26 protein-coding genes are annotated in these 25,775 nt (G+C 41.4%); 9 read left to right on the top strand and 17 right to left on the bottom strand.

Annotation, left to right across the window (positions count from 1 at the left end; all coding sequences use genetic code 11):
- Positions 1-137: 137 nt before the first annotated feature.
- The gene (locus O3655_RS03735; protein WP_371641176.1) at positions 138-2,354 is read left to right on the top strand and encodes a bifunctional (p)ppGpp synthetase/guanosine-3',5'-bis(diphosphate) 3'-pyrophosphohydrolase; all 2,217 of its coding nucleotides are present in this window, start codon (positions 138-140) and stop codon (positions 2,352-2,354) included.
- 29 nt (positions 2,355-2,383) lie between these two features.
- Positions 2,384-2,827: a D-aminoacyl-tRNA deacylase gene (dtd, locus tag O3655_RS03730; protein ID WP_371641175.1), complete on the top strand. Its 444-nt coding sequence runs from the start codon at positions 2,384-2,386 to the stop codon at positions 2,825-2,827.
- 31 nt (positions 2,828-2,858) lie between these two features.
- Here dtd and O3655_RS03725 read toward each other — a convergent pair whose 3' ends face one another.
- The 6 genes from O3655_RS03725 to O3655_RS03700 form a co-directional block, all read right to left on the bottom strand.
- On the bottom strand, positions 2,859-3,272 hold the full coding sequence (locus O3655_RS03725) for a hypothetical protein (protein ID WP_000732787.1): 414 nt from the start codon (positions 3,270-3,272) through the stop codon (positions 2,859-2,861).
- A 107-nt stretch (positions 3,273-3,379) separates the two neighbouring features.
- The gene (locus O3655_RS03720; RefSeq protein WP_049520901.1) at positions 3,380-4,030 is read right to left on the bottom strand and encodes a metal-dependent transcriptional regulator; all 651 of its coding nucleotides are present in this window, start codon (positions 4,028-4,030) and stop codon (positions 3,380-3,382) included.
- An 83-nt stretch (positions 4,031-4,113) separates the two neighbouring features.
- Positions 4,114-4,608, bottom strand: coding sequence for a thiol peroxidase (gene tpx / locus O3655_RS03715; RefSeq protein ID WP_371641174.1), 495 nt, complete (start codon positions 4,606-4,608; stop codon positions 4,114-4,116).
- A 115-nt stretch (positions 4,609-4,723) separates the two neighbouring features.
- Positions 4,724-5,656, bottom strand: a complete 933-nt coding sequence (locus tag O3655_RS03710; protein ID WP_000733064.1) for a metal ABC transporter substrate-binding protein — start codon at positions 5,654-5,656, stop codon at positions 4,724-4,726.
- Between the two features lie 25 nt (positions 5,657-5,681).
- Positions 5,682-6,530, bottom strand: a complete 849-nt coding sequence (locus tag O3655_RS03705; RefSeq protein ID WP_000634601.1) for a metal ABC transporter permease — start codon at positions 6,528-6,530, stop codon at positions 5,682-5,684.
- Positions 6,527-7,249 (bottom strand): metal ABC transporter ATP-binding protein, encoded by a 723-nt coding sequence (locus O3655_RS03700; RefSeq protein WP_044021194.1) that lies wholly within the window; start codon positions 7,247-7,249, stop codon positions 6,527-6,529. Before O3655_RS03700 ends, O3655_RS03705 begins: the two co-directional genes overlap by 4 nt.
- A 179-nt stretch (positions 7,250-7,428) precedes the next feature.
- Between O3655_RS03700 and O3655_RS03695 the strand changes: the two genes are divergently transcribed.
- Entirely contained in the window at positions 7,429-9,321 is a 1,893-nt protein-coding gene (locus O3655_RS03695; protein ID WP_044021193.1) for a M13 family metallopeptidase, read from the top strand.
- A gap of 38 nt (positions 9,322-9,359) precedes the next feature.
- Here O3655_RS03695 and O3655_RS03690 read toward each other — a convergent pair whose 3' ends face one another.
- The 5 genes from O3655_RS03690 to O3655_RS03670 form a co-directional block, all read right to left on the bottom strand.
- Positions 9,360-9,989, bottom strand: coding sequence for an MBL fold metallo-hydrolase (locus O3655_RS03690; RefSeq protein WP_044021192.1), 630 nt, complete (start codon positions 9,987-9,989; stop codon positions 9,360-9,362).
- Positions 9,990-10,090: 101 nt separating this feature from the next.
- Entirely contained in the window at positions 10,091-11,284 is a 1,194-nt protein-coding gene (locus tag O3655_RS03685; protein WP_371641173.1) for an oxidoreductase, read from the bottom strand.
- Positions 11,285-11,447: 163 nt separating this feature from the next.
- Positions 11,448-12,521, bottom strand: coding sequence for a DUF2974 domain-containing protein (locus O3655_RS03680; RefSeq protein ID WP_308697241.1), 1,074 nt, complete (start codon positions 12,519-12,521; stop codon positions 11,448-11,450).
- Positions 12,522-12,610: 89 nt separating this feature from the next.
- A complete protein-coding gene (locus O3655_RS03675) occupies positions 12,611-13,387 on the bottom strand; it encodes a ferredoxin reductase (RefSeq protein ID WP_308697242.1) in 777 nt (258 codons plus the stop codon).
- 85 nt (positions 13,388-13,472) lie between these two features.
- Complete coding sequence (locus tag O3655_RS03670; protein ID WP_049549829.1) at positions 13,473-14,042, bottom strand: TetR/AcrR family transcriptional regulator; 570 nt, start codon at positions 14,040-14,042, stop codon at positions 13,473-13,475.
- 322 nt (positions 14,043-14,364) lie between these two features.
- Here O3655_RS03670 and O3655_RS03665 point away from each other — a divergent pair, with 322 nt between their 5' ends.
- Together O3655_RS03665 and O3655_RS03660 are read left to right on the top strand one after the other, a co-directional pair.
- Positions 14,365-15,042: a response regulator transcription factor gene (locus tag O3655_RS03665; RefSeq protein WP_000548982.1), complete on the top strand. Its 678-nt coding sequence runs from the start codon at positions 14,365-14,367 to the stop codon at positions 15,040-15,042.
- Positions 15,035-16,009, top strand: a complete 975-nt coding sequence (locus O3655_RS03660; RefSeq protein WP_000887983.1) for a sensor histidine kinase — start codon at positions 15,035-15,037, stop codon at positions 16,007-16,009. Before O3655_RS03665 ends, O3655_RS03660 begins: the two co-directional genes overlap by 8 nt.
- Positions 16,010-16,162: 153 nt before the next feature.
- Here O3655_RS03660 and thrS read toward each other — a convergent pair whose 3' ends face one another.
- The 3 genes from thrS to O3655_RS03645 all read right to left on the bottom strand — a co-directional run bounded on the left by thrS (position 16,163) and on the right by O3655_RS03645 (position 19,377).
- Positions 16,163-18,106 carry a threonine--tRNA ligase gene (gene thrS / locus O3655_RS03655; RefSeq protein ID WP_308697243.1) on the bottom strand — a complete coding sequence of 648 codons (1,944 nt, stop codon included), beginning with the start codon at positions 18,104-18,106 and terminating at the stop codon, positions 16,163-16,165.
- 10 nt (positions 18,107-18,116) lie between these two features.
- Complete coding sequence (locus tag O3655_RS03650) at positions 18,117-18,740, bottom strand: ATPase AAA (RefSeq protein ID WP_049477607.1); 624 nt, start codon at positions 18,738-18,740, stop codon at positions 18,117-18,119.
- Between the two features lie 262 nt (positions 18,741-19,002).
- Positions 19,003-19,377 (bottom strand): hypothetical protein, encoded by a 375-nt coding sequence (locus tag O3655_RS03645; protein ID WP_308697244.1) that lies wholly within the window; start codon positions 19,375-19,377, stop codon positions 19,003-19,005.
- Between the two features lie 195 nt (positions 19,378-19,572).
- On the opposite strand from O3655_RS03645, the gene O3655_RS03640 reads away from it, so the two are divergent.
- From O3655_RS03640 to O3655_RS03625, 4 genes are all read left to right on the top strand, one after another.
- Complete coding sequence (locus O3655_RS03640) at positions 19,573-20,424, top strand: metallophosphoesterase family protein (protein WP_308697245.1); 852 nt, start codon at positions 19,573-19,575, stop codon at positions 20,422-20,424.
- A 163-nt stretch (positions 20,425-20,587) separates the two neighbouring features.
- Positions 20,588-21,529, top strand: coding sequence for a hypothetical protein (locus O3655_RS03635; protein WP_308697246.1), 942 nt, complete (start codon positions 20,588-20,590; stop codon positions 21,527-21,529).
- 165 nt (positions 21,530-21,694) lie between these two features.
- Complete coding sequence (locus O3655_RS03630; protein ID WP_049490302.1) at positions 21,695-22,132, top strand: Rrf2 family transcriptional regulator; 438 nt, start codon at positions 21,695-21,697, stop codon at positions 22,130-22,132.
- A 67-nt stretch (positions 22,133-22,199) separates the two neighbouring features.
- Positions 22,200-23,222, top strand: coding sequence for a YdcF family protein (locus tag O3655_RS03625; protein ID WP_042902759.1), 1,023 nt, complete (start codon positions 22,200-22,202; stop codon positions 23,220-23,222).
- 286 nt (positions 23,223-23,508) lie between these two features.
- Here the strand turns inward: O3655_RS03625 and O3655_RS03620 are convergent, their stop codons facing one another.
- From O3655_RS03620 to O3655_RS03610, 3 genes are all read right to left on the bottom strand, one after another.
- The gene (locus tag O3655_RS03620) at positions 23,509-24,291 is read right to left on the bottom strand and encodes a DUF4037 domain-containing protein (RefSeq protein WP_070683363.1); all 783 of its coding nucleotides are present in this window, start codon (positions 24,289-24,291) and stop codon (positions 23,509-23,511) included.
- A 129-nt stretch (positions 24,292-24,420) separates the two neighbouring features.
- Positions 24,421-25,080: an amino acid ABC transporter permease gene (locus O3655_RS03615; RefSeq protein ID WP_000443854.1), complete on the bottom strand. Its 660-nt coding sequence runs from the start codon at positions 25,078-25,080 to the stop codon at positions 24,421-24,423.
- A 9-nt stretch (positions 25,081-25,089) separates the two neighbouring features.
- Complete coding sequence (locus O3655_RS03610) at positions 25,090-25,767, bottom strand: amino acid ABC transporter permease (RefSeq protein WP_000131126.1); 678 nt, start codon at positions 25,765-25,767, stop codon at positions 25,090-25,092.
- Positions 25,768-25,775 lie beyond the last annotated feature (8 nt).

The raw sequence follows: 25,775 nt of genomic DNA, 5'->3' as shown, positions 1-25,775 counted from the left end.
AGAATAGCAAAGCACTGCAGAGTTTCTCTTGCAGTGTTTTTTCTTTTAAATGCACAGGCTCGGCATGAAAACAGGCTTTTCTAGTTTTAATATTCTTAAAAAAGTGATAAAATGGTAGGAAGAATTGGAGAGTATAGATGCCGAAAGAAGTGAATTTGACGGGCGATCAGGTAGTCGCTTTAACGAGAGAATATTTAACAAAGGAAGACGTTGCTTTTGTACAAAAAGCATTGATTTACGCAGTTGATTGTCATAGTGGGCAGTTTCGGAAATCAGGTGAGCCCTATATTATCCATCCCATTCAGGTAGCAGGGATTCTGGCTAAGCTCAAGCTGGATGCCGTAACCGTTGCCTGTGGTTTTTTGCATGACGTGGTTGAAGACACAGATGCGACACTGGATGATTTGGAAAGAGAGTTCGGTCATGATGTTCGGATTATCGTTGATGGGGTGACCAAGCTTGGTAAGGTTGAGTACAAATCACTTGAGGAACAATTGGCTGAAAATCACCGCAAGATGCTTATGGCCATGTCTGAGGATATCCGTGTTATCTTGGTTAAATTATCGGACCGTTTGCATAATATGCGGACTCTCAAACACCTGCGAAAGGACAAGCAGGAACGGATCTCCAGAGAAACCATGGAAATTTACGCACCACTTGCTCATCGTCTAGGGATTTCCAGTGTCAAGTGGGAGTTGGAAGATCTATCTTTCCGTTACCTCAATCCAACTGAGTTTTACAAGATTACCCACATGATGAAAGAAAAACGCAGAGAGCGAGAGGCTTTGGTCGATGAAGTCGTGACAAAGTTAGAGGAGTACACTTCCGAACGCAATCTCAAAGGGAAAATCTATGGTCGTCCTAAGCATATCTATTCGATCTTTCGCAAGATGCAGGATAAGAAGAAACGCTTTGAGGAAATTTATGACCTGATTGCCATTCGCTGTATCTTAGATACCCAGAGTGATGTTTACGCCATGCTGGGTTATGTGCATGAACTTTGGAAACCTATGCCAGGTCGCTTCAAAGACTATATCGCCAATCGCAAGGCCAACGGTTACCAGTCTATCCATACGACTGTCTATGGACCAAAAGGGCCGATTGAATTCCAGATTCGGACTAAGGAAATGCATGAGGTGGCTGAGTACGGGGTTGCGGCTCACTGGGCTTATAAGAAAGGCATTAAAGGGCAGGTCAACAGCAAGGAATCAGCTATTGGAATGAACTGGATAAAGGAGATGATGGAGCTCCAAGACCAGGCTGATGATGCCAAGGAATTTGTGGACTCTGTTAAAGAAAACTATCTGGCGGAGGAGATTTACGTCTTTACTCCAGACGGTGCGGTTCGCTCCCTTCCAAAAGATTCAGGACCGATTGACTTTGCCTATGAAATCCATACCAAAGTCGGTGAAAAAGCGACAGGTGCCAAGGTCAATGGCCGTATGGTTCCACTGACAACCAAGCTCAAGACAGGGGATCAGGTTGAAATTATCACCAACCCCAACTCCTTTGGTCCGAGTCGTGACTGGCTCAACATGGTCAAGACCAGCAAGGCGCGCAACAAGATTCGTCAGTTCTTTAAAAATCAAGACAAGGAATTATCCGTTAACAAGGGCCGTGAAATGTTGATGGCCCAGTTCCAAGAAAACGGCTATGTAGCCAATAAGTTCATGGACAAGCGTCACATGGACGAGGTCCTTCAAAAGACCAGCTACAAGACAGAAGAGGCTCTCTACGCAGCCATTGGTTTTGGAGAAATTGGCGCTATTACGGTCTTTAACCGCTTGACCGAAAAGGAACGTCGTGAGGAAGAACGCGCCAAGGCCAAGGCGGAAGCAGAAGAGCTTGTCAAAGGTGGCGAAGTTAAGGTTGAAAATAAAGAAACCCTCAAGGTCAAGCATGAGGGTGGTGTGGTGATTGAAGGTGCCTCAGGACTCCTCGTTCGGATTGCCAAGTGTTGCAATCCAGTTCCGGGTGACGACATTGTCGGTTACATTACTAAGGGACGCGGTGTGGCTATTCACCGTGTGGACTGTATGAATCTCCGTGCCCAAGAAAACTACGAGCAACGTCTCCTTGATGTGGAGTGGGAAGATCAATTCTCAAGCAAGGAATACACTGCCCACATCGATATCTATGGTCTCAACCGTACAGGGCTCTTAAATGATGTTTTACAAGTTCTCTCAAACACGACCAAGAATATCTCAACCGTTAATGCTCAGCCAACTAAGGATATGAAATTTGCTAATATCCATGTCTCCTTTGGTATTTCCAACCTCTCTACACTGACCACAGTCGTGGATAAGATTAAGAGTGTGCCAGAGGTTTACTCTGTTAAACGGACTAATGGCTAATTGTCCTAGCTCTTACTAGAAAGGCTATTATGAAAATCATTATCCAACGGGTTAAAAAAGCCCAAGTGAGTATTGAAGGTCAGGTAGAGGGAAAAATCAATCAGGGTCTCTTATTGCTGGTCGGTGTTGGCCCAGAGGACCAAGAGGAAGATTTGGACTATTCTGTGAGAAAGCTTGTCAACATGCGGATTTTTTCTGATGCAGAAGGCAAGATGAATCTGTCTGTCAAGGATATTGAAGGGGAATTCCTTTCTATTTCTCAGTTTACCCTCTTTGCGGATACCAAGAAAGGCAATCGCCCAGCCTTTACAGGTGCAGCCAAGCCGGATATAGCAGCTGCCTTCTATGAGGCTTTAAACCAAAAGCTAGCTCAGGAAGTACCTGTTCAGACAGGCATCTTTGGAGCGGATATGCAGGTGGAGCTGGTAAATGATGGGCCAGTTACCATCATTCTTGATACTAAAAATAGATAAGAAAACCAAGCCCAGTTGGCTTGGTTTTTGTTTATAGACACTCCCAGAAGGCGATGTGTTTGTTGTAAAAGTCGGGATAGTTTTCTCTTAGGTGGCTAGCCGTCATATAATATAAAGTAGAATGACAGGAAGTAAAGACTGGAGTAAGAGAGTAGAAATATTGAGGGTCAGTGATGGCTAAAAAGACAAATAATAGAAAATCGCTGATGAGCACTCCTAAATAGTAGAAGCGAATTTTTTTGTTCATCTGAGGATAAATCTCAGAGAACTGTTTTTTGAGTCGATTGACCAAGCGAAATAGCAGTAGTCCTTGAGCAAGGATGAAAATGAAGCAAAAAATCAGGCCTCTCTCCAAAGAAAGTTCGTATCGGGGTCTGAAAGTTACCAACAGTAGCAAATCGCTGACTACAATGGCTGCAAAATGGATTCTAAAGAGCTTTTTCATAGGAAGACCTCCCTCTTTTATCTAGCTTCATTCTACATCAAACGAATGGAACTTACAACTAAAATAATAAAAAATCCCTGAAAGGAATTTCTTTCAAGAATAAGGGCTTAGTTGATTTTTTCGACATAGAGTTGTTTGGCGATATCCATACTAACTTGGAGGTCTTCGTCTTTGTTGACCAGAGTAAAGCTATTGGAAAAGCCATCAAACTGCTTGACTTGGAGTTGGTCACCGATATGAATTGCGTGCTTTTCTAGATATTTGAGTAGTTCAAAGCTATCATGAACGCGAGTCAGGAGATAGGTTCCAGCTTCCTGGACGGCCGCTAGTGGCAGGTTATTGATTTCAACCAAGAGTTCTCCCTCGGCTGGTATGGTTCCACCGTGGGGACAGGTTTTAGGGAAGCCCAGTAGTTTATCCAGTCTCTTTACAAATAGGTCAGAGACAGTGTGCTCTAGGACCTCAGCTTCTTCGTGGATCTGGTCACTGGTATAGTCGAGATGGTGAACTAGAAAGACCTCAATCAACCGGTGTTTGCGATAGAGCTCAGAAACCAGTTTGAGGCCAATATCTGTCAATAGATAGCCATTCTCCTTATCCTTGAGGATGAGATTTTCACTTTTCATGCGTTTGATCATCTCTGTTACAGCAGGCGGAGAGACCTGCATACGGGCAGCAATCTCTTTGTTGGTGATTTTTTGCATCTCCGTACCGATTTCATAAATACATTTTAAATAATCTTCTTTATTTGGAGTCATTCGTTTCCTCTTGTTCATTCTCTCCATCTAGTATACCAAAAAAAGCTAGATTTCTCTAGCTTTCTGCCCTAATGGCTTTGATTTTAGTCCAGTTCTTTCACTGCAGCAATAGCAGCTTCAAAGTCTGGTTCCGTGTTGATATTGTCAACGTATTCTACATAACGGATGACATTGTCAGTATCGAGAACAAAGACGGCACGTGCAAGGAAATGCCATTCGTTGATCAAGAGGGCATAATCGCGTCCGAAAGAATGGTCGAAGTAGTCTGAAAGCATGATAGCATTGTCAAGACCTTCAGCCCCGCACCAGCGTCCTTGGGCAAATGGTAGGTCCATAGAAACGGTAAGAACGACGGTGTTGTCAAGGTTGGCAAGTTCTTGGTTGAAGCGACGTGTTTGCGTTGAGCAGACACCAGTATCGATAGAAGGGACAACACTCAAGACTTTTTTCTTTCCATCAAAGTCAGCTAGCGTTTTTTTAGAGAGATCGGTTGTTGTAAGAGAAAAGTCAAGTGCCTTGTCTCCGACTTGCAGTTGTTTACCTGTAAAAGTTACAGGATTTCCGAGAAAAGTGGTCATGAAACTACTCCATTCTTTTTTCTTTCATTTTACCGAGAATTATCAGATTTTTCCAATGATTTGACCGGAAAGTGTAAAAAAACGCCAATTCGGTGAGAATGACGTTTTTAATGGATTATTTTGACAAACCTTCAGCAATCTTGTCAAGGTTGTATTTCATCATGTTGTAGTAGCTGTCACCTTCTTTACCTTCTTCAGCGATTGAGTCAGTAAAGATTTGTGCGTAAATTGGGATATTTGTGTCTTGTGAAACAGTCTTCATTGGACGGTCATCGACACTTGATTCAACAAAGAGTGATGGAACTTTTGTTTGGCGAAGTTTTTCAACCAAGGTCTTGATTTGTTCCGGAGTACCTTCTTCTTCCGTGTTGATTTCCCAGATGTAGGCACTTGGAACTCCGTAAGCTTTAGAGAAGTATTTGAAGCATCCTTCGCTGGTTACAATGAGTTTTTTCTCAGCAGGGATATTGTTAAATTTCTCTTTGGCTTCCTTGTCCAGTTTGTCTAGCTTTTCAGTATAGTCTTTGAGATTTTTTTCGTAGAATTCCTTGTTGCTAGGGTCTTTTGCAATCAACTGTTTAGCGATATTTTTAGCATAAATTATCCCATTTTCAAGGTTGAGCCAAGCGTGTGGGTCTTCTTTGCCTTTCTCGTTTTGACCTTCAAGGTAGATGATATCTACGCCGTCACTAACTGCATAGTAGTCTTTGTTTTCAGTTTTCTTGGCATTTTCGACCAATTTGGTAAACCAAGCATTGCCACCTGTTTCAAGGTTGATACCGTTATAGAAAATGAGGTCAGCCTCAGAAGTTTTCTTTACGTCTTCAGGAAGTGGTTCGTACTCGTGTGGGTCTTGACCAACAGGAACGATACTATGAAGATCAATCTTGTCACCAGCGATATTTTTAGTAATATCAGCAATGATAGAGTTAGTCGCTACAACCTTTAGTTTTTGGTTTGTAGATGCTGTATCTTTTTTCCCACTAGCACAGGCAGCTAATCCAATGATAGAAAGAAAAAGAACGAGCAATGTACCTAATTTTTTCATTAGATTCCTCCAGAAGGGTTTCCCCTTATTTATTGATTTTTTTATTTTTTAGTTTCAAGTATCGTTGCTTTGGAGAGATAAAGAAACTGATTAAGAAGAAGCTGGCAGATGTGAGCACGATGCTGGATCCTGCTGCGAGGTTGAAGCTATAGCCGATAAAGAGTCCCAAAACAGAAGCGGTTGCCCCTAGGGTTGATGAAAGAAAAATCATGCTCTTTAGGCTATTCGCATAAAGGTAAGCCGTCGCAGCTGGGGTGATCAACATGGCCACGATAAGAATCGTTCCAACACTTTGCATGGCAGTGACTGACACAAGGGTCAAGAGTACCATGAGGAGGTAGTGATAGAAATTAACAGGCATTCCCATGGCTTTAGCCAAAAGCTCGTCAAAGGATGTAATCAATAGTTGTTTAAAGAAAATCCCGATAATCAAGAGAATCAATGCCCCCACACCAATGGTGATCCACATGTCCGTATCTTGGACAGCGAGGATATTCCCAAAAAGGATATGGAAGAGGTCTGTCGAACTCTTGGCAACACTAATCAAGATGACACCTAAGGCTAAGAAAGATGAAAAGGTAATACCAATGGCAGTGTCACTCTTGATGATAGAGTTCCCCTTGATGTAGGTAATGATGATGGAAGCCATCAAGCCAAAGATGATCGCTCCAATAAAGAAATCAATTCCCAGGATAAAGGAAAGGGCTACGCCGGGCAAAACTGCGTGAGAGATGGCATCCCCCATGAGAGACATTCCACGTAAGATGATAAAACATCCCACGGCTCCAGCAACCACCCCGATGACTATAGCTGTGATCAAGGCATTTTGTAGGAAATGGAAATGTTGCAATCCATCGATAAATTCTACTATCATAGGTCACCTCCATTAAAGAAGAGCTTACTACCATAAGCTTTTTTGAGATTGACTTCGGTAAAGGTTTCTTCAGTTGAACCAATAGCAACCAATTCTCGATTGAGAAGCATAACTTGGTCGAAATAATGAGGGACTTTGCTGAGGTCATGATGGACGATGAGAACTGTTTTACCAGCTTTTTTAAGGTCTCTCAGTGTATTCATGATAATCTCTTCACTGATCGAGTCAATCCCGACAAAAGGCTCATCTAAAAAGATGTAGTCAGCTTCCTGCACTAAGCAGCGGGCAATCAAAACACGTTGGAATTGTCCTCCAGAGAGCTGACTGATTTGGCGATCAGCATAGTCTGAGAGTCCAACGATTTCAAGTGCATCCGCCACTTTTTTCCAGTGGCTGGCCTTTAAAGTGTGGAAGAGCGGGATAGATGGATAGAGTCCCAGTGAGACACATTCCTTGACCTTGATAGGGAAATTGTAGTCGATATGGATTTTTTGCTCGACATAGGCAACTCGATGTAAAGATTTCTTGACTTCTTTGTCATCGAGAAAGGCCTGGCCTTCGTGTGGGATAATTCCCAACATACTTTTTAATAAAGTTGATTTTCCAGCACCGTTTGGACCAATAATTCCGGTAATAGTTGGTCCTTGGAGCACTAGTGAAATATCCTTTAGTGCCAACGTTTCTTTGTAGGAGACACTGAGGTTTTCGATACGTATCATACAGTTATTTTCCTCCTGTCTTTTAATATACCTTAAAAAAAAAATTAAGTCAAGTTAATTTTTAAAAAATTTAAAATAATAACTGAAAAATGAAGAAAAAAGAGAGACCATTTTTAATTGCATTCCCAAGTGTTTTTTGCTAAGCTAAGAATAAGTGAAAAAATGAAAGCGAGAACAAGATGACACGTTATCAAGACGATTTTTATGATGCAATCAATGGCGAATGGGAAAAGACAGCTGTCATTCCAGCTGATAAATCTCGAACAGGTGGCTTTATTGACCTTGATGAGGAGATTGAAGAGTTAATGCTGGCAACTACGGACAAGTGGTTGGAAGGGGAAGATGTTCCAGAGGACGCTATCCTCGCAAACTTTGTTAAGTACCATCGTATGGTACGTGATTTTGATAAGAGAGAAGCTGATGGGATCAAACCTGTTCTTCCTCTGCTCAAGGAATACCAAGATTTGGAGAGTTTTGCGGATTTTACCAGCAAATTAGCAGCATTTGAATTAGCTGGCAAACCAAATTTCCTTCCATTTGGCGTATCACCAGACTTTATGGATGCTAGAACCAATGTTCTCTGGGCTAGTGCTCCAGGAACTATCTTGCCTGATACAACCTACTATGCCGAAGACCATCCTCAGCGTGAGGAATTATTGAATCTTTGGAAAGAAAGTACTTCTAATCTCCTCAAAGCCTATAACTTCTCAGATGAAGAAATCGAAGATCTTTTAGAGAAACGATTGGAATTGGACCGTCGTATCGCAGCAGTGGTTCTTTCAAACGAAGAAAGTTCAGAATATGCCAAACTCTATCATCCATACGCTTATGAAGATTTCAAAAAGTTTGCCCCTGCACTACCTCTAGATGACTTCTTCCAAGCAGTAATTGGACAAACTCCAGATAAGGTTATCGTAGACGAGGAACGTTTTTGGCAAGCAGCAGATCAGTTTTATAGTGAAGAAGCGTGGCCTCTATTTAAAGCAACCTTGATTTTGGGTGTGGTCAATCTCTCAACAAGCTATCTCACAGACGAGATTCGTGTCTTGTCAGGTGCTTATGGTCGTGCCCTTTCAGGTGTGCCAGAAGCTCAGGATAAGGTCAAGGCAGCCTATCACTTGGCCCAAGGTCCCTTTAAGCAAGCCCTTGGTCTCTGGTATGCGCATGAAAAATTCTCTCCAGAAGCTAAGGCAGACGTAGAGAAAAAAGTGGCGACTATGATTGACGTTTATAAGGAACGTTTGGCTAAGAACGACTGGCTCACGCCTGAAACACGAGATAAGGCCATTGTCAAACTCAATGTCATCAAGCCTTATATCGGTTATCCAGAGGAATTGCCAGAACGCTATAAGGACAAGGTAGTGGACGAAACTGTCAGTCTCTTTGAGAATGCCCTAGCCTTTGCGCGTGTGGAAATCAAGCACAGCTGGAGCAAGTGGAATCAGCCTGTTGATTACAAGGAATGGGGCATGCCAGCTCATATGGTCAATGCCTACTACAATCCTCAGAAGAACTTGATTGTCTTCCCAGCTGCCATTTTACAGGCTCCATTCTATGATTTGCATCAGTCGTCTTCTGCCAACTACGGTGGTATTGGTGCTGTTATTGCCCATGAAATCTCTCATGCCTTTGACACAAATGGTGCGTCCTTTGATGAAAATGGTAGCCTCAAGGATTGGTGGACAGAGAGTGACTATGCTGCCTTTAAAGAAAAAACACAAAAAGTTATCGACCAGTTTGATGGCCAAGAATCTTACGGAGCAAGAATCAACGGAAAACTAACTGTATCAGAAAACGTTGCTGACTTGGGCGGAATTGCTGCAGCCCTTGAAGCTGCTAAGAGAGAACCAGACTTCTCAGTTGAAGAATTTTTCCACAACTTTGCTCGTATCTGGCGCATGAAAGGCCGTCCTGAGTTGATGAAACTCATGGCCAGTGTCGATGTGCACGCGCCTGCCAAACTCCGTGTCAACGTTCAAGTACCAAACTTCGATGACTTCTTTACAACCTATGATGTCAAAGAAGGCGACGGCATGTGGCGTTCACCAGAAGACCGTGTGATTATTTGGTAAGACAAAAACCAAGGATGTTATCCTTGGTTTTTTGTTTTCTAAAAAAAGGGATTAAAAGTCTTTTCGTGAGCGATAGTCGTAGCTGGACCATGTCCAGGATAGACATCGTAGTTAGGAAGAGTGAAGAGTTGCGTCTGAATGCTATGGAGGAGTTGTTCCGTGCTACCTGTAGGAAGGTCTGTCCGTCCGATGGTTTCTCGGAAAAGAGCATCTCCCGTCAAGACTAGATGAGCATCAGGAAAGACGATAGAAACACCGCCGATAGAGTGCCCTGGGGTTGGTAGAACTGTAAAACGAAATTCCTCAAGCTGGTATTCCTCGTGAAAGACAAAGGTGTGTTCTGCTGGTTTTGCGACCACATCTGCCAGATCATCATGACGAGGGAGACCAGAGAGATTATCGACTGGAGTGTAAAGCCAGCTAGCTTCACTCTCTGCTACATAAACTGGAGGATTTCCAAAAGTTTCACGAACCAAGTCCAGACTCATAATATGGTCGTAGTGGGTGTGGGTCAGGAGAATCGCACAGACTGGTTTGTTGATTTTTTCGATAGTCTTGCGGATAGCTTCCCAATGGCTACCTGGGTCAACCACAATCAGGTGTTGATCTCCTTCCAGGTAATAAGTGTTTTCATAGGCAACGGGATTCACGGTTTTATGGATTTTCATACTGGCTCCAATCTCAAAGAATGTACTAAACTAAGTATAGCATAGAAGAGAGAAATAAAGTGAAAAGAAAGTCTCTCTTTTGTGTTAGAGGGACAATAATCTTATTTAAACTTGAAACCTTCGTAAATGAGTTTTGCTTTGGGATTCTTTTTCTTGATTTGCTTGGCAAGGGCCTTCATCATAGGAAGAGGTCCACACATATAAACAGTAGACTGGTCAGGGATTTCTTCTTGATCCAAAGTCAGGTATCCTTTTTCATTGCTATCGACCAGCTGAAGGTCAAAGTTAGCATTTTGACGGGCGTAGTCACGAAGTAGATCTAGGTAGACAGCATTTTCCTCCCCACGGAAACTATAGTAGAAGCGGACATTTCTGTCTAGGATAGGATGCTCCCGGATATAAGAGATGAAGGGTGTCATTCCAATTCCACCTGCAATCCAGATTTGCTGCTTTGGACCGTGTTCCATAGTCATATGCCCATAGGCGCGATCAACTGCAACCTTGCTACCAACTTGAAGATTGTCATAGATATTCTTGGTGTGGTCACCAGAGTTTTTTATCGTAAAATAAAGAGTTCGTCCTTGCCCTCCAGAGATGGAGAAAGGGTGTGGAGCAGTCTCAAAACCTTTTTGGAAAATTTTTAGAAAGGCAAATTGTCCATATTCGTAGGTGAAAGGGTGACTGAGTTCTATTTCAATTTCAGTTGTATCGTGATTGAGGCGTTTGATTCCTACGATTTTTCCAAGATAGGTGAAACCGACCTTTTGATAAAGGAAAATAATATAAAAACCTGCAAGCAAGCCTAAAAGAGCATAGATTCCAAAGATAAGACCTAGGAAACTAAAGGAGAGGAGACGATTTCCCATGATCATCAAAACATGAAAAAGGCCAAAGATATAGGCTAGATAAACCAATCGATGAATCCATCTCCATGCTTCATACTGGATATATTGTCCCAGATAGGCAACCAGAACGATGCTGATAAAGATATAGATAGCGATATTTCCAAACTGGGCGGCTAAATGCGAACCCCAGAGACCGCCCATGCTAAAGTTGTGTAGGGTTAGTAGGAGAATGGATAGAAAAGCGGTGAATTTATGAGCTAGATACATTTTTTCAAGTCCGTTAAACCAAGTTTCAAGTAAGGGTAAACGGCTAGCTAGTATAAAAGTAAGTGAGAGGGTAGTGAGAGCTAAACCAGGGATTAGAAACTGACTAGCACCTGAACTGAGCCAAGCTAGGATAGTCAGAAGCATACTAAGTCCGATAAATAAAATACCTTTTAATGATTTCATAGTAGAATTCCTTTCATGGATTTATCTTATATTAGATGTAATAAGATTTGTTACATTTTAACAAAAAATGAATCTCTAGTCAAGGTTTGTGATTTAGTCTAACTTTTCTGACCCTTTTTTCTAAAAAAGCCAACGAATCGGGTGGTTCATTGACTTTCTTATCTTAACGATTTTTCCAAGCTTGGTAACGAGTATCAATCAAGAGTTGGGTTAAGCGTCCCATGGTCTCTCTTTCTTCGGGAGTGAGGGATTGGGCTTGGATAAAGAGATGATGAATGTGTTCAATGACTTTGAAGGAAGAAAGGTCGTTGATAGAAGAGATGCCTGCATCGAGAATGATTCCAAAAAAGAGGTCGAAGTAGAGCTGCAGTTCCGTATCAGGGACCGTCTCAACCCATTCCTTGAAGGTGGTATCGACTTGCTGGCTGTCACTATTGGTCTCGTCTAGTTGGACAAAGTGCTTGTCTTCAACCTGCCAACTAAAGGTATCGTGCTGGGCGATACCACCCAAGGCAGTGCTTCGAACAACAATTTTTTTATCCGGAATTTCCAGCATCATCCCGATGATAGAACCTTGTGGAACAAATACTTTCGTTCTTTCCATCATGTTTTGATAGCCAGGTGTTTCGGTTAGTTCCTTGTGAAGCCCAGGAGCATCAAAAGTATAGACAGCGACAATGTTTTTTTGTAAGACTGGATCGAGCTGACTAGCAGCATAGACGGCTAGATTGCCCCCTTTTGAGTGTCCAGCTATGACAATCTTTTGGTTAGGATGTTGAGCAAAAAAATTCTGTAAATACTGGAGAGCATGTTTTTGAGCTGGAATTTCCTTCATATAGGTCATATGAAAATCTTCTTTCCAACCAATGATACTGTCATCCGTTCCGCGAAAAACAAGCAAATAGGTGTCGAGACTGATACGATAAGTCATGGCTGCAAACTGTTTTTGCAATTCAGGATCAATATCGTTGATAAAGTCTGAGAGCTTGCAATTTTTAAAGCGTTTGTGTTGAGCGAGCTGATCTAACAATTGGAGACGGTTCTTATTGGTCAGCATAGTCGTGTCTCTAGGGATTTGAGATGCAAGATCTATGAGGCGCTTTGGTTCTTGGGTGACTACATCATCAAAAGCAAGGTAGGTTAATTCAGTCAAGGCAAGAACATCTAACTCGTTCACGGGGAGGTCATAAAAGGAATCGTATGCTACATCATTTAAGTAGTCAAAAATATTGGCCATAAAAGCTCCTTTCTCTATGTTTATCCTACCACATTTACCTAGAATTAGCTAGTAGGGTTTGATTGAAATACATAGAAGATAGATTGCTCCTATTTCAAACCTCTAAACGAGCTTACTTGTATGTTTTTGCTATCAATCCCATTTTCCTTTAAAAAATTCTTCATCTCTTTAACATCATCAGGCTGACCGGTGATGAGATAGCTGGCTTGATTGCCGTATTCATCAATAGCACGTTTTAAAAATTCTTGACTTTGAGAAAGTTCCTCGCTAGTTTTATAAGTAAAATTCGGTGTTTTTTGAGCCAGTTCTTTCATCTCATTATCGAAAATAGTAACTCCTTTGTCAAAATGGTTGAGAATAATCGGACATTTACCAGCCCATTCTTTGATAAAGGGGCGTAGAGCAGAAATGCCGACATCAGATGCAAAGCAAACTAGTGGCTGATTCGTATCTTTAACAGACAAAGAGGAATCCAGCCAACTCATCTCAATCTCACTGCCAGCCGGTAAATGTGTCAAGGTGTTCTTAAAGTTGCTACCACTATTATGAGTCAAAATGAGAATTTCATCTTCATCAGGTGTGGAGGCAATGGTTAGCCATCGACTGGTTTGCTCTCCCTTAGCTTCATATTTACTAGCAGTAGACGAGGTATCAGGGAGTGTAAACTTAGCATAAGCCCCAGCTTTCCAGATTTGATGACTCGGTTTTGTGATATGAATTAAATATAGATCTCCGCTGGGGTTTTCAATGGATTTTATCGATAATGTCTGGCTTCGTCCAAGATAAGCGATGACACTCCAAGTTATAATACATAGCGCTCCAAGTGTTGATAGAATGATAATAAACATTTTTTTACCTCTTTTCATTTTTTATGACTCCTGTTCTTAATTTTATGAATGAATTATAAAATAATTCATTCATATCTTTTCAAAAAATAAAGAAATCCATTCTTTATTTTAGAACTCCTTTAATGAAGTTGGTTGCAAGTATTTCAACAGTTTTGCCAATATCTGGAAAATCTTTTTCCGTGATATGCATATCCATATAGTAAAAAAGATTATAAACCTGTAAAATATCTTGAATCTTTTCTGGCGAGTACCCTTCAGCCTGCATACGATTTGTAAAAGTTTTAACTAGAAACTGATGAAAAGGATTTGCGACTTTGCCTTCTTCCGAGGAATAGTAGCTGTGCAACTCATCTGCGATGGCAGGATTGTACCATTCTGCAAGGATTTTATTGGAAGAAACGAGAGTTCTGGACTGAGCAAATAGTTGACCAATGAGGTCGATCATGTCAATTTCCCAATCCAGTTCTTCGATCATAGCTTGGCGAACACGGTTGTTTTCATCTATATAGATGTCTAGAAAAATAGCTTCTTTACTCTCATAATAGTTATAAAAAGAACCAACTGCAACACCAGCTTGCCTAGCAATTTCTGAAATTCCTGTTGCCTTGTAACCTTTTTTCGAAAAAACTTCATAGGCTGCTGTCTTTAAAGATTGTTTTTTGTCCAATATGATTTAACCTCCTTAGTTTTCATGAATGAATAACTTTGTTCGTTCATTCATATTCTAACAAATCATGGCTAGCTTGTCAATAAGAAGGCTAGATCTATTAAATAAGTTAAAGAAACGCTAACTAAATGAGCACAAAAAGGAAAATATAGGATAAGGCTGGAACTATAATTAAAAATAAGGTATGATATCAGTGGGAATATTCTCTATTTAGCATCTGTTTTCTGATCTGGATTTGGGAAATAGGCTGCTAAACAGTATGAGATACTGATCCGTAAATCTGATATGAAGGGTTTTGATACTTTGAGAAATAACAAAGGAGGAGCGCATGCACAAGATTTTACTAGTAGAAGATGACCAAGTTATTCGGCAACAAGTTGGGAAATTACTCTCTGAGTGGGGTTTTGAGGTCGTTTTGGTAGAGGACTTTATGGAAGTCTTGAGCCTTTTTGTTCAGTCAGAACCTCATTTGGTCCTCATGGATATTGGTCTGCCTCTTTTTAATGGTTACCACTGGTGTCAGGAGATTCGCAAGATTTCCAAGGTACCCATCATGTTTCTGTCTTCGAGAGACCAGGCGATGGATATTGTCATGGCGATCAATATGGGGGCAGATGACTTTGTGACCAAGCCTTTTGACCAGCAGGTGCTCCTTGCCAAGGTTCAAGGCTTGTTGCGCCGTTCCTATGAATTTGGGCGGGATGAAAGTCTTCTGGAGTATGCGGGTGTGATCCTCAATACCAAGTCTATGGACCTGCACTATCAGGGGGAAGTCCTGAGTTTGACCAAGAATGAATTTCAAATTTTGCGGGTCTTGTTTGAACATGCTGGCAATATCGTGGCGCGTGATGACTTGATGAGAGAACTCTGGAATAGCGACTTTTTCATCGATGATAACACCTTATCTGTCAACGTTGCTCGCTTGCGTAAAAAGTTGGAGGAGCAAGGCTTAGTAGGCTTTATTGAAACCAAGAAAGGAATAGGATACGGACTGAAACATGCTTGATTGGAAATCATTTTTTCTAGCCTATCTGCGCTCTCGCAGTCGCGTTTTTACCTATATTTTTTCATTGGGCTTTCTCGTCCTTCTCTTTCAGTTTTTATTTGCTAGTCTAGGAACTTATTTTCTTTATTTCTTTCTGCTCAGTAGTTTTTTGACCTTCTTATTTTTGGCTTGGGATATATTTGCAGAAGCTCAGGTTTATCGACAGGAAGTACTCTATGCTGAGAGAGACCCCAAGTCTCCTTTGGAATGTGCGCTAGCAGAAAAGCTCGAAGAGCGTGAGTCTGAATTGTATCAAAAGAAGTCAGAAGCGCAGAGCAAGCTGACGGATTTGCTTGATTACTACACCTTATGGGTTCATCAGATCAAGACGCCCATTGCAGCTAGTCGCCTTTTAGTAGCAGAAGTCTCTGATCGGGAGGTCAAGCAGCAACTGGAACAGGAAATTTTCAAGATTGACTCCTATACCAATCTGGTTTTGCAGTACTTACGTTTAGAGAGTTTTCACGATGACTTGGTCTTTGAACAGGTTCAAGTGGAGGACTTGGTCAAGGATATGGTTCGTAAGTACGCACTTTTCTTTATCCAGAAGGGACTAACAGTCAATCTACATGACCTCGACAAAACTATCGTGACCGATAAGAAGTGGCTGTTGGTCGTCATTGAACAAATCCTTTCAAACAGCCTCAAATATACTAAGGAAGGTGGGCTCGAGATTTCTATGGAGAGTCAGGAGCTCTGTATTAAGGATACGGGAATTGGGATAAAAAACAGTGATGTCCTCCGAGTCTTTGAACGTGGTTTTTCAGGCTACAATGGCCGTTTGACCCAGCAATCATCTGGACTTGGCCTCTATCTATCCAAGAAAATTTCTGAAGAACTGGGGCACCGGATTCGTATCGAGTCTGAGGTTGGAAAAGGAACAACCGTACGGATCAAATTCGCTGAAGTGAAGCTCGTTATTGAGTAAACATAAATGAGAAAAAGCCTCCGAATGGAGGCTTTTATGCTAGGCTCTTATACTCAATGAAAATCAAAGAGCAAACTAGGAAACTAGCCGCAGGCTGTACTTGAGTACGGCAAGGCGACGTTGACGTGGTTTGAATTTGATTTTCGAAGAGTATTATTTCTCAACGCGTGATTTGTTGGCAATATCAGCAAGGATAGCTTGAACAAAATCATCAACTGAGACAGTTTGTGTTTCTTTTTGGCCGTAGCGACGAACGTTGACAGTTCCATCTTCCATTTCCTTGTCTCCGACGATTAATTGGTAAGGAATCTTGCTGGTTTGAGAAGCACGGATCTTGAACTGCATTTTTTCATTGCGTTCATCCACATCGGCACGAACACCACGGTCACGGAGTTTCTTAGCTACTTCCCAAGCGTAGTCTACGTGTTTTTCGTTAGAAACTGGGATAAGAGTCACTTGGTGAGGTGCAAGCCAAGTTGGGAAAGCACCTTTGTAGTTTTCAATCAAGATAGCTGTAAAGCGTTCCATGGTTGAGATAACACCACGGTGAATCATAACTGGGCGATGTTCTTCACCATCAGCTCCGATGTATTTAAGGTCGAAGCGTTCTGGAAGCAAGAAGTCAAGCTGGATGGTAGAAAGGGTTTCTTCTTTACCAAGTGCAGTTTTAACTTGGATATCCAATTTTGGTCCGTAGAAGGCTGCTTCACCTTCAGCTTCAAAGTAGTCAACACCCATTTCATCAAGAGCTGCACGAAGCATAGTTTGAGCATTTTCCCACATCTCATCGTTATCAAAGTATTTGTGAGTATCTTGAGGGTCACGAAGAGAGAGGCGGAAGCGGTATTCGTTTAGGTTGAAGTCCCCATATACATCAATAATCAACTGAAGGGCACGTTGGAATTCTTCTTGGATTTGTTCTGGAGTCACAAAGAGGTGACCGTCGTTAAGAGACATTTCACGCACACGCTGAAGACCAGTCAAAGCACCTGATTTCTCATAGCGGTGCATCATCCCGATTTCAGCGATACGGATTGGCAACTCACGGTATGAGTGTACATGGTGTTTAAAGACTTGGATGTGGTGTGGGCAGTTCATTGGACGAAGAACGAATTCTTCACCGTCACCCATGTCCATAGTTGGGAACATATCTTCTTGGTAATGATCCCAGTGACCAGAAGTCTTGTAAAGCTCTACAGAAGCAAGTGGTGGAGTGTATACGTGTTGGTAGCCAGAAGCCAACTCTTTGTCGACGATATAGCGTTCCAATTCACGACGGATAGTGGCACCATTTGGCAACCAGAATGGAAGTCCTTGACCAACTTCTTGAGAAATCATGAAGAGATCAAGCTCTTTACCAAGTTTACGGTGGTCACGTTCCTTAGCTTCTTCACGCATTTGAAGGTAGTTCTTCAAGTCTTTCTTGTCGAACCAAGCTGTACCGTAGATACGTTGCATCATAGCGTTGTCGCTATTTCCACGCCAGTAAGCACCTGCTACATTGAGAAGGTGGAAGATTTGGATACGGCCTGTTGATGGGACGTGTGGCCCACGGCAAAGGTCTACATATTCACCTTGACGGTAGATGGTCAAACCACCTTCATCTTCAGAGTGTTCTTCAATCAATTCCAATTTATATGGGTCGTTCTTGAAGATTTCACGCGCCTCGTCTTTAGTCACTTCTTCACGGATAGATGGGAAGTTTTCTTTAACGATTTTTTGCATTTCTTCTTCGATGCGAGGAAGGTCTTCGTTAGAGATTTGACCAGCTTGGTTATCTGTATCGTAGTAGAAACCATCTTCGATAGCTGGACCGACACCCAAATGAATGTCTGGGAAGAGGCGACGAGCTGCTTGGGCAAACAAGTGGGCAGCTGAGTGGCGCAAGATTGGAAGGGCATCTTCGTGATCAGGTGTCACGATTTCGATGCTTCCATCTTCAGTGATAGCACGAGTCGTGTCGATGAGTTTGCCGTTGAATTTACCAGCGAGAGCTTTTTTAGCGAGGGAATTGCTGATAGATTGGGCAATTTCAAAAGTAGTAACGCCAGATTCGAATTCACGAACAGCGCCATCTGGGAAAGTAATCTTAATCATGGTTTTCTCCTTAAATATTTATTCTATTTTTGTTGGACAATTTTAAGAGCCGAGCAACTTCTTCCGCAGTCTGATTCTCTGATTGACTACCATCTGTTACGAGGCTAGGATAGCCTAATCTCACCGCTTCCTTACGAACCATTTGAGCAAAAAGAATGTCTCGTTGCATCCAGTTTTCAAAAGCTTGATCAGGGTTGGTTGTACCCTCTAAGACATAAGGAACCCATTCTCTCTGTATATAATGCTTTTTTTGAAAATCAGCTGTCGGAGTCAAGCATAGATAGGATGATACTTGACATTCAAGCTCCTTTACCAAGTGAGGCAAAAGTCCTGCTCCCTCCACCAAGAGAGGTCTGTTTTGATTTTTTATCAAGTAAGATTTTACATAAGGAAAAATCTCTTCATAAAAGCACCATTCTTCATCTGCCATCTCTTCTGGCTTTCTCATCCAGATTTGTTCCGGATTTCTATCCTTCCTAAGAAGGCAAATTGGCTGTGAGTCTGCACTTGCTTGACTCATCATCTCTTCTACCAAATCATCCAGTTTGATATGAAGTAGTTGATACTGTCTAGCAAGAAGTGAGGCAATTGTTGACTTTCCACTACAAGGCGATCCGCCAATCATATAAAGCATCGTTCTTCCTCCTTCTGACAAAACAAAAAACGACATCCATAAAAGGACGTCGCAACGTGGTTCCACCTTCATTTATGTTCCTCAAAAAAGAGGAACACCTCTGATTGGCTTTAACGTAGCCACCGTTTTATGTTTGCATAAAAGTCAGTAGAGTAGTATCAGTTTAGGCTTTCTATGCGTTTCCAGCAACCACGCACTCTCTAGTAGAAAGGGACTAAGTGACTTGTCTCTATGCATTATTATAGCATGATTGCGAGAATTTTCAAGGTTTTTGCATAATTTTTTTATTTTTCTCTCGCTGGAAGACATGCTTGATCCCCACACCAGAAGCCATACCAAGTAGGGTAAAGATTTCGTAAGCTAGGAAATAAAGCAGAATGAATTCACCAAAGGTGATGATGGTAAAGCAATAGAGCAGACCAATACCGAGTAGCCACCAAAGTGAGAAATGAAATCGATAGCTATAAAGTAGCGATACGATAAAGGTTACCAGAGGTGAGAAGAGGATGATGTTATAAATGTACAGTCCCTTCAGTGTATATGGGTCAGAGATGAGTAGAGAGAGGAGCTCATAGAGGGGCCAGTAAAAAAAGAAAGTGACAAGGTAGTATGGGATATACTTAAGATAATTCCGCATGGCAATAGTCCTCCAATCTGGAAAAATTGAGAGATATTGTAGACCACATAATCCTAAATGAAGGGGAAATCTCTACTTATATTATAGCACGATTTAGAAGCTCTTACAATTTAATCCAGTGATCAGTGATAGTGATCTTTTCGAGTGTTTTCTGTTATAATACTAACAAAAGAAGTAAGAGAATGAGGAGAAAGAATGACCAAAATAGCAGTTCTTTCAGACATACATGGAAATACGACAGCTTTGGAAGCTGTACTGGATGATGCTAAAGCTGCAGAGGTAGATGAGTACTGGCTTTTAGGGGATATTCTGATGCCAGGGACAGGACGTAGAAGGATCTTGGACCTCTTAGCTAGCTTGCCTATTACAGTAAGAGTTCTGGGAAATTGGGAGAATAGTCTCTGGCGAGGTCTGCATCGCAAGTTAGATCCTACAATAGCGAGTCATCGTTATCTCCTGCGTCAAAGTCAGTACATCTTAGAGGAGGTCAGCCCTGAAGAAATCGAAGACCTCAATAATCAACCCCTGCAAGTTCATCGTCAGTTTGGTGATTTGATGGTGGGAATCACTCACCATCTCCCTGATAAAAACTGGGGTAGAGAATTGATTCATACGGGAAAACAAGAAGATTTTGATAGATTGGTCACGAATCCACACGCCTCTATCGCAGTATATGGCCATATTCATCAACAGTTGCTTCGTTATGGAAGTGATGGACAGTTGATTCTTAATCCAGGTTCCATTGGACAACCTTTCTTTCTAGATGCGAAGTTGCGTAAGGACCTGCGGGCCCAGTATATGATCTTAGAGTTTGATGAGGCAGGTTTGTCTGATGTTGATTTTCGTCGAGTGGATTATGATGTAGAAGCCGAATTGCAGCTGGCTAAGGATTTAAAGCTCCCTTATTTTCAGGTTTACTATGAAAGCTTGATAAATGGAATTCACCACACTCATAACCATGAATTGTTAGGTCAGATTAGTGAACAAGAAGGTTATGATCAGGATGTTGAACTCTGGATGGAAAGAGACAAGAAAGATTGGTTTTAAGAGGACTTCTAGCTAGAAATCAGATAGTCTAGTGACTGCTGCTGTTTCGCGATAAGACGAACTGGATACGAATTGACGGCTTCTCAAATTTATGTTAGAATAACGGAATATAAATAATTTGAATCTCATACTAATTGATATTCAAAATAAGAGGAGACAGATAATGAAACCAGAAGAGTTACACGCTATTGCCTCGGAGTTGGGCTTGCAATTTGACGAAGATTCACGTTGTATTTATGGCACGCAGTCAGGCTATTTACTTTTCCTGCAAGAAACTGACGTGAAAAACCAGTTTCGACTTTGTGTCAGTGTGAGTTTGAATGGCAATCCTGCGGATTCAGAAGAAAATGAATTGGTTTGGGATGAGTTTAAGAGTGAATCTCTTCCAAACTTGTCGACCTTGTCTATCAACCAGTACCTTGTTTCTTTTGTCGTAAAAGGTGCCATGCGCAAATCAAAAACAATTGAAAAGTTACAGACGCTCATAACAGATCTCGTTGCCTTCCTTGAAACCCATCATTTCGTCCAAGTGTGTGCCTACAGCGGTCAGGAGGGCCCCGTTGGTCTCTATCAATTAGGTGATTCAATTTTCCTTATCAACGAGGAAAGCTATCAATTGCTGAAGAGCAATCTTCAGATTGAGGTAGATTCTTATCAAAATCAAAAGGAAAATGTTCTTCTTGGAGCAGTTGGTGCCTTGCTGGGAGCCTTGATTGGTGGAGCAGTTGCTCTATTTATCGCTCGTCTAGGTTATGTAGCTATGGTAGCGGGTATTGTTCTGGGGATTTGTACCATTAAAGGATATGAAATCCTTGGAAGAAAGGTATCTCGAAAGGGGATTGTGATTTCCTCTATTTGGATGGTGATTACTGTCTTTCTAGTGAATCAAATTGATTTGGCGATGGAAGTCGTTGCTAAACTAGGGGTTGAGTTTGCCTTTGCTTTCCGAGTGGTGAATCAATTAATCTTTAGCGGTGATTTTCCAGATAACTATTTTTATAATCTAGCTATGTTAGCTGTGTTTACCTTAGTTGGTGCTGGGGTGTCTATCAGCTCGGTTTGGTCAAGTCATAAAACAAAAGGGATTGTCCGTAAAATTGCATAAAGAAATAAGTCTTTGTATGTCCTCCGCTGTTCTGGGTACCAAGAGGGATACAGGACTTTTTGCATTGAGAAGATAATCATTCGTTAATATTTGACAGGATAAGCAAAAAAGGTATAATGTTTATACGGGAAAAGATGAATAAAATATCAATGAAAGGAGAAGAAGATGCAAATTTCAAGCCGATTTACAATTGCGACTCATATGATGATTATTATTGCAATGCAGGATACAGATAGTAAGGTAACCAGCGATTTTCTTGCGGCCAGTGTCGGAGTCAATCCAGTCATTATCCGTAAGACTTTATCGCAACTCAAAAAAGCTGGATTGATTTCAGTTGCTCGTGGTACGGGAGGAACTGAGATAATAAAAGACCTTCAGGATATCAGTTTGTTGGATGTCTACCAAGCTGTGGAGTGTTTAGGAAAATCCGGTAAGCTCTTTAGTTTCCATGACAATCCAAATCCTAATTGCCCAATTGGTGCTAATATCCATGCAGTCTTGGACCAAAAGTTGTTCGATGTTCAAGCAGCTATGGAGAACCAACTTCGTCAGACAAGTCTGGCTCAGGTTGTAGCAGATGCTCAGAATAAACTCTCTAAGTAAGAGGACTAAGGTTCTCTTTTTCTATTGCTATAATTATGGTACAATGTAGTCATCAAAGGAGGAGACTATGTACTTTATCACAGGATTTTTTGTCTTACTTTTTCTCGTTTCGTTTTTAAGGGACAATCGCAGTCTCTGGAATCCAGCTCTCTTGCTTTTGTCTCTGCTCTTTTCTTATATGTCCATTGCCAATCTTTTTTACGAAGCTGGGCAGAAAGAAGTGCACATGGTTTTCTTTGCAGGGATTTTTCTCCTGCTGCCTCTTTTAGTTTTTCTAAGTGGTTTTTTCCTTATTTATAATGGATTTGTGTTATTGAAAAAAGAAGGAAAATCCAAGGCAAATTATTTGTCTCTAGGATTAGGGTGCGTGATTCTATTCTTTTTTGTAATCATGGCGATTCGAGTGAGCGATACTAAGGGCTTGTTCTATACCAATCATCTAGTGAATATTATCTTTTTCTTTTTGATTTATTCGTATTTGATTTTTGGTTTTGCTTTTGCAGGATTTCTGCTTTATTCTATTCTGTATCTTTTTATTCCCAAGAAAAAATATTATGATTTTATCATCATTCACGGAGCAGGCTTATTGAATGGAGAAAAAGTGACTCCCTTACTGAAGAGTCGCATTGACAAGGCAGTAGAAGCTTATCACCAGTCTCTCAATCCCAATGTTAAAATCATCGCAAGTGGTGGTCAAGGTGGAGATGAAAAGATATCCGAAGCTCAGGCGATTTGTAATTATTTGCTGGAAGAGACGGATGTTCCGAGAGAAGCGATTCTCCTAGAGGAAGACTCAACGACGACCTATGAGAATCTTCTCTTCTCAAAAGAAATGGGAGAGAAGCTGGTGGCCAGTCCACGTTTTCTCTTTGTGACCAATGATTACCATGTTTTTCGTACCAGTACCTATGCTCGCCGTATTGGGATGAAGGGAGATGGCCTTGGTTGCCGTACAGCCGCCTACTATATCCCATCGGCCTTTATCAGAGAATACATTGCTCTATGTGTGAAGATGAGATGGCTTTTTCTCGCCTTCTATATTTTATTAATTTTAGCTCTGATTTTCTCCTATAGAGGTGTTCTATGGTAATATGTAAAATTCATATTGTAATTCTTGTTAGAATCTCTAAAAAATCTTGTAGTAACCCTAAGGGAAAAATTGTCACTAGTAATGAAAGAGCAGGGTAAGTGATTGTGAGTGCGGTTTTTGGAGCGGTTTTATGATTGTTCGTCAATCAATTGAACAATTTCTAACCTAGTTGCAGATTTTCAGAGAGAGTCAAAAATAGGCAACTGAATATGAGTAGACTAGAATTTTACAGTCAACGACAAATAAAAATGTGAACAGCAACAGAGGTTCACATTTTCTTTTTGGTCTATGGCAAAATGGCTTTTAGTTCCTTCAGGATAGTTTGCAAGGTTACGATCGCTTGTTCTCCTTGTTGTGGTTGATAGAGTAGTTGGAAGTACTTGCGAATAGTTTCTTCAAATTGCATAGGGAGGAGTGTACAATTGGTCTTTGCGTACTCCAACATTCGTTTTTCACCAGGATGGATTTGCTCATTGAGCGCAAATAACAAGTCAAAGTAGGAAGCAAAAAACTCACTCGTACGATGATTCATACTGAGAAGATCTTGGCGCTTGATAGCTTTTTCTATTTGGTGAGAGAAGGCAGGCATGGCTTGTTCTAGCAAAAGGAGTTGCCTTTCGATGATATGCTTTTTGAGTTCCTGTGGATAGGGAATCTGGTAAGTCTTTTGGAGAGAAGCATAGTGTCCATTCGGGTCGTATAGAATCTTGCTGTGGAGTAGATTATGCCACATGCAAGTTGTATAAGCATTTTGAGCTTTGTGTTGAAAAACAGTTGTGTTCAATTCTTGTTCAAACGACTCCAGCGAACGATAAATCAACTCGATTTGGATACCGTTGTTTAGTACACAGTCATCCTCTAACTCCCAAAACTGGTTTCCAATTTCCATATAAGAACAATACTTACTCAAGATATCTCGTCGAATCGCCTCATCAATAGAAGAGTTTAGATAGACATAAACGTCATAGTCAGAATTTTGATCGTAGACTTGTCCTGCACGAGAACCACCAAGAGCAATAGCTTCTACTTGTTCAAGTTGAGAGAATTCTTTGCAAAGTTCTTGGATCATTTTTTTCTCCTTACGTTATGGTTTTAAAGTCATTTTACCAAAAAAGTAAAACGTTTGCATAGCATTGAGCTGCTCTTTTTCATTTATAGCAAAAAATGTGAACCCTTGTTTTGAGTTCACATTTCGTTTTTATTCCGCAGCTTGTTGCCAACGTTTTGCTAGCTTATGAGACAAGCTAGAAATAGTAAAGTTAAAGATAAAGTAAATCAAGGCAATCAGGATATAAAGACTGAAGACCTGCTCTGGTTCGAAATAACGGCCCATGAGAATTTGGCTGGCGCCAAAGAGTTCTTGTAGAGCGATAACAGAGTAGAGAAGACTGGTATCCTTAATCACAGTTACAAACTGAGAAATGATGGCTGGCAGCATTTTGCGGATCGCTTGTGGGAGAATGATGTAGTAGAGGATTTGCGCAGAGGTAAAACCTTGCGACATTCCTGCTTCATACTGGCCCTTGTCCACGGCATTGAGACCGCCTCGGATAATCTCAGCTAAGGCTGCTGAGGTAAAAAGGGTAAAGGCGGTAATACCAGCTGGTGTGGACTTCATCTTAAACACCAAAAAGATGGTGAAAATCCAGAGGAGGTTGGGAACGTTACGTACAAACTCGATATAAATGCTGGAGATGATCCGTAAGACAGGATTTTTCCCATTTCTCATGACGGCTAGTACTGTTCCGATAAGGGTCGAGAGGACGATAGCAATCAGAGAAATGTAGAGGGTCAAGCCAAATCCTTTAAAGATAAAGATTAGGTTATCTGGGGTCAAAACTTCTAAAATAGATTCCATAGTAACCTCCTAAAGTGAATAGGCTTTTTTGTTGGCTTGCTCCATCTTGCGACCAAACTGGGCAACAGGGAAGCATAGAGCAAAGTAGAGAAGAGCAGCGCCTAAAAAGGCTGGGATATAGTTTCCGTTGAGGGCCGACCAAGATTTGGTCACAAACATCAAGTCTACTCCAGAGATGATGGCAACTGTAGAGGTGTTCTTGATGAGGTTGACGATTTGGTTGGTCAATGGAGGGAGAATGATACGGAAGGCCTGAGGCAAGATAATCAAGCGCATGGCACTGATATAGGTAAAACCTTGGGACAAGGCGGCCTCCATCTGACCGCTAGGAATAGACTGAATCCCTGAACGAATAACCTCAGCGATATAGGCGCCGTGATAGAGTCCCACACAAAGTACAGCTGTCCAATAAATCGGAATCATGATGGTGTGTTCACTGATAAGAGGCAAACCATAAAAGACGATGACAAACTGCACCAAGAGGGGAGTATTTTGGTAAAATTCGACAAAGATACGAGCCAAAACACGCAAGAATGGGCGTTTGCTGGTTGACATGGCCCCAAAGAAGATGCCCAAAACCATGGCGAGGATAAAAGATCCAATCGCTAGGGCAAGGGTGAAGAGGAAACCATTAAAAAATTGTCCAAAATCCTGAAAATAGGCTGTCCAAGATGATAAATCTGTCATGGGGTGTC

Source organism: Streptococcus sp. 27098_8_70 (assembly GCF_041432215.1).
Classification (GTDB): domain Bacteria; phylum Bacillota; class Bacilli; order Lactobacillales; family Streptococcaceae; genus Streptococcus; species Streptococcus oralis_CP.
This window is presented reverse-complemented; position numbering and strand designations above follow the sequence as displayed.

What these genes read in the sequence shown, in the direction of transcription:
- O3655_RS03735 (WP_371641176.1), top strand. Translation starts at nt 138, where the DNA reads ATGCCGAAAGAAGTGAATTTGACGGGCGATCAGGTAGTCGCTTTAACG.
- dtd (WP_371641175.1), top strand. Translation starts at nt 2,384, where the DNA reads ATGAAAATCATTATCCAACGGGTTAAAAAAGCCCAAGTGAGTATTGAA.
- O3655_RS03725 (WP_000732787.1), bottom strand. Translation starts at nt 3,272, where the DNA reads ATGAAAAAGCTCTTTAGAATCCATTTTGCAGCCATTGTAGTCAGCGAT.
- O3655_RS03720 (WP_049520901.1), bottom strand. Translation starts at nt 4,030, where the DNA reads ATGACTCCAAATAAAGAAGATTATTTAAAATGTATTTATGAAATCGGT.
- tpx (WP_371641174.1), bottom strand. Translation starts at nt 4,608, where the DNA reads ATGACCACTTTTCTCGGAAATCCTGTAACTTTTACAGGTAAACAACTG.
- O3655_RS03710 (WP_000733064.1), bottom strand. Translation starts at nt 5,656, where the DNA reads ATGAAAAAATTAGGTACATTGCTCGTTCTTTTTCTTTCTATCATTGGA.
- O3655_RS03705 (WP_000634601.1), bottom strand. Translation starts at nt 6,530, where the DNA reads ATGATAGTAGAATTTATCGATGGATTGCAACATTTCCATTTCCTACAA.
- O3655_RS03700 (WP_044021194.1), bottom strand. Translation starts at nt 7,249, where the DNA reads ATGATACGTATCGAAAACCTCAGTGTCTCCTACAAAGAAACGTTGGCA.
- O3655_RS03695 (WP_044021193.1), top strand. Translation starts at nt 7,429, where the DNA reads ATGACACGTTATCAAGACGATTTTTATGATGCAATCAATGGCGAATGG.
- O3655_RS03690 (WP_044021192.1), bottom strand. Translation starts at nt 9,989, where the DNA reads ATGAAAATCCATAAAACCGTGAATCCCGTTGCCTATGAAAACACTTAT.
- O3655_RS03685 (WP_371641173.1), bottom strand. Translation starts at nt 11,284, where the DNA reads ATGAAATCATTAAAAGGTATTTTATTTATCGGACTTAGTATGCTTCTG.
- O3655_RS03680 (WP_308697241.1), bottom strand. Translation starts at nt 12,521, where the DNA reads ATGGCCAATATTTTTGACTACTTAAATGATGTAGCATACGATTCCTTT.
- O3655_RS03675 (WP_308697242.1), bottom strand. Translation starts at nt 13,387, where the DNA reads ATGAAAAGAGGTAAAAAAATGTTTATTATCATTCTATCAACACTTGGA.
- O3655_RS03665 (WP_000548982.1), top strand. Translation starts at nt 14,365, where the DNA reads ATGCACAAGATTTTACTAGTAGAAGATGACCAAGTTATTCGGCAACAA.
- O3655_RS03660 (WP_000887983.1), top strand. Translation starts at nt 15,035, where the DNA reads ATGCTTGATTGGAAATCATTTTTTCTAGCCTATCTGCGCTCTCGCAGT.
- thrS (WP_308697243.1), bottom strand. Translation starts at nt 18,106, where the DNA reads ATGATTAAGATTACTTTCCCAGATGGCGCTGTTCGTGAATTCGAATCT.
- O3655_RS03650 (WP_049477607.1), bottom strand. Translation starts at nt 18,740, where the DNA reads ATGCTTTATATGATTGGCGGATCGCCTTGTAGTGGAAAGTCAACAATT.
- O3655_RS03645 (WP_308697244.1), bottom strand. Translation starts at nt 19,377, where the DNA reads ATGCGGAATTATCTTAAGTATATCCCATACTACCTTGTCACTTTCTTT.
- O3655_RS03640 (WP_308697245.1), top strand. Translation starts at nt 19,573, where the DNA reads ATGACCAAAATAGCAGTTCTTTCAGACATACATGGAAATACGACAGCT.
- O3655_RS03635 (WP_308697246.1), top strand. Translation starts at nt 20,588, where the DNA reads ATGAAACCAGAAGAGTTACACGCTATTGCCTCGGAGTTGGGCTTGCAA.
- O3655_RS03630 (WP_049490302.1), top strand. Translation starts at nt 21,695, where the DNA reads ATGCAAATTTCAAGCCGATTTACAATTGCGACTCATATGATGATTATT.
- O3655_RS03625 (WP_042902759.1), top strand. Translation starts at nt 22,200, where the DNA reads ATGTACTTTATCACAGGATTTTTTGTCTTACTTTTTCTCGTTTCGTTT.
- O3655_RS03620 (WP_070683363.1), bottom strand. Translation starts at nt 24,291, where the DNA reads ATGATCCAAGAACTTTGCAAAGAATTCTCTCAACTTGAACAAGTAGAA.
- O3655_RS03615 (WP_000443854.1), bottom strand. Translation starts at nt 25,080, where the DNA reads ATGGAATCTATTTTAGAAGTTTTGACCCCAGATAACCTAATCTTTATC.
- O3655_RS03610 (WP_000131126.1), bottom strand. Translation starts at nt 25,767, where the DNA reads ATGACAGATTTATCATCTTGGACAGCCTATTTTCAGGATTTTGGACAA.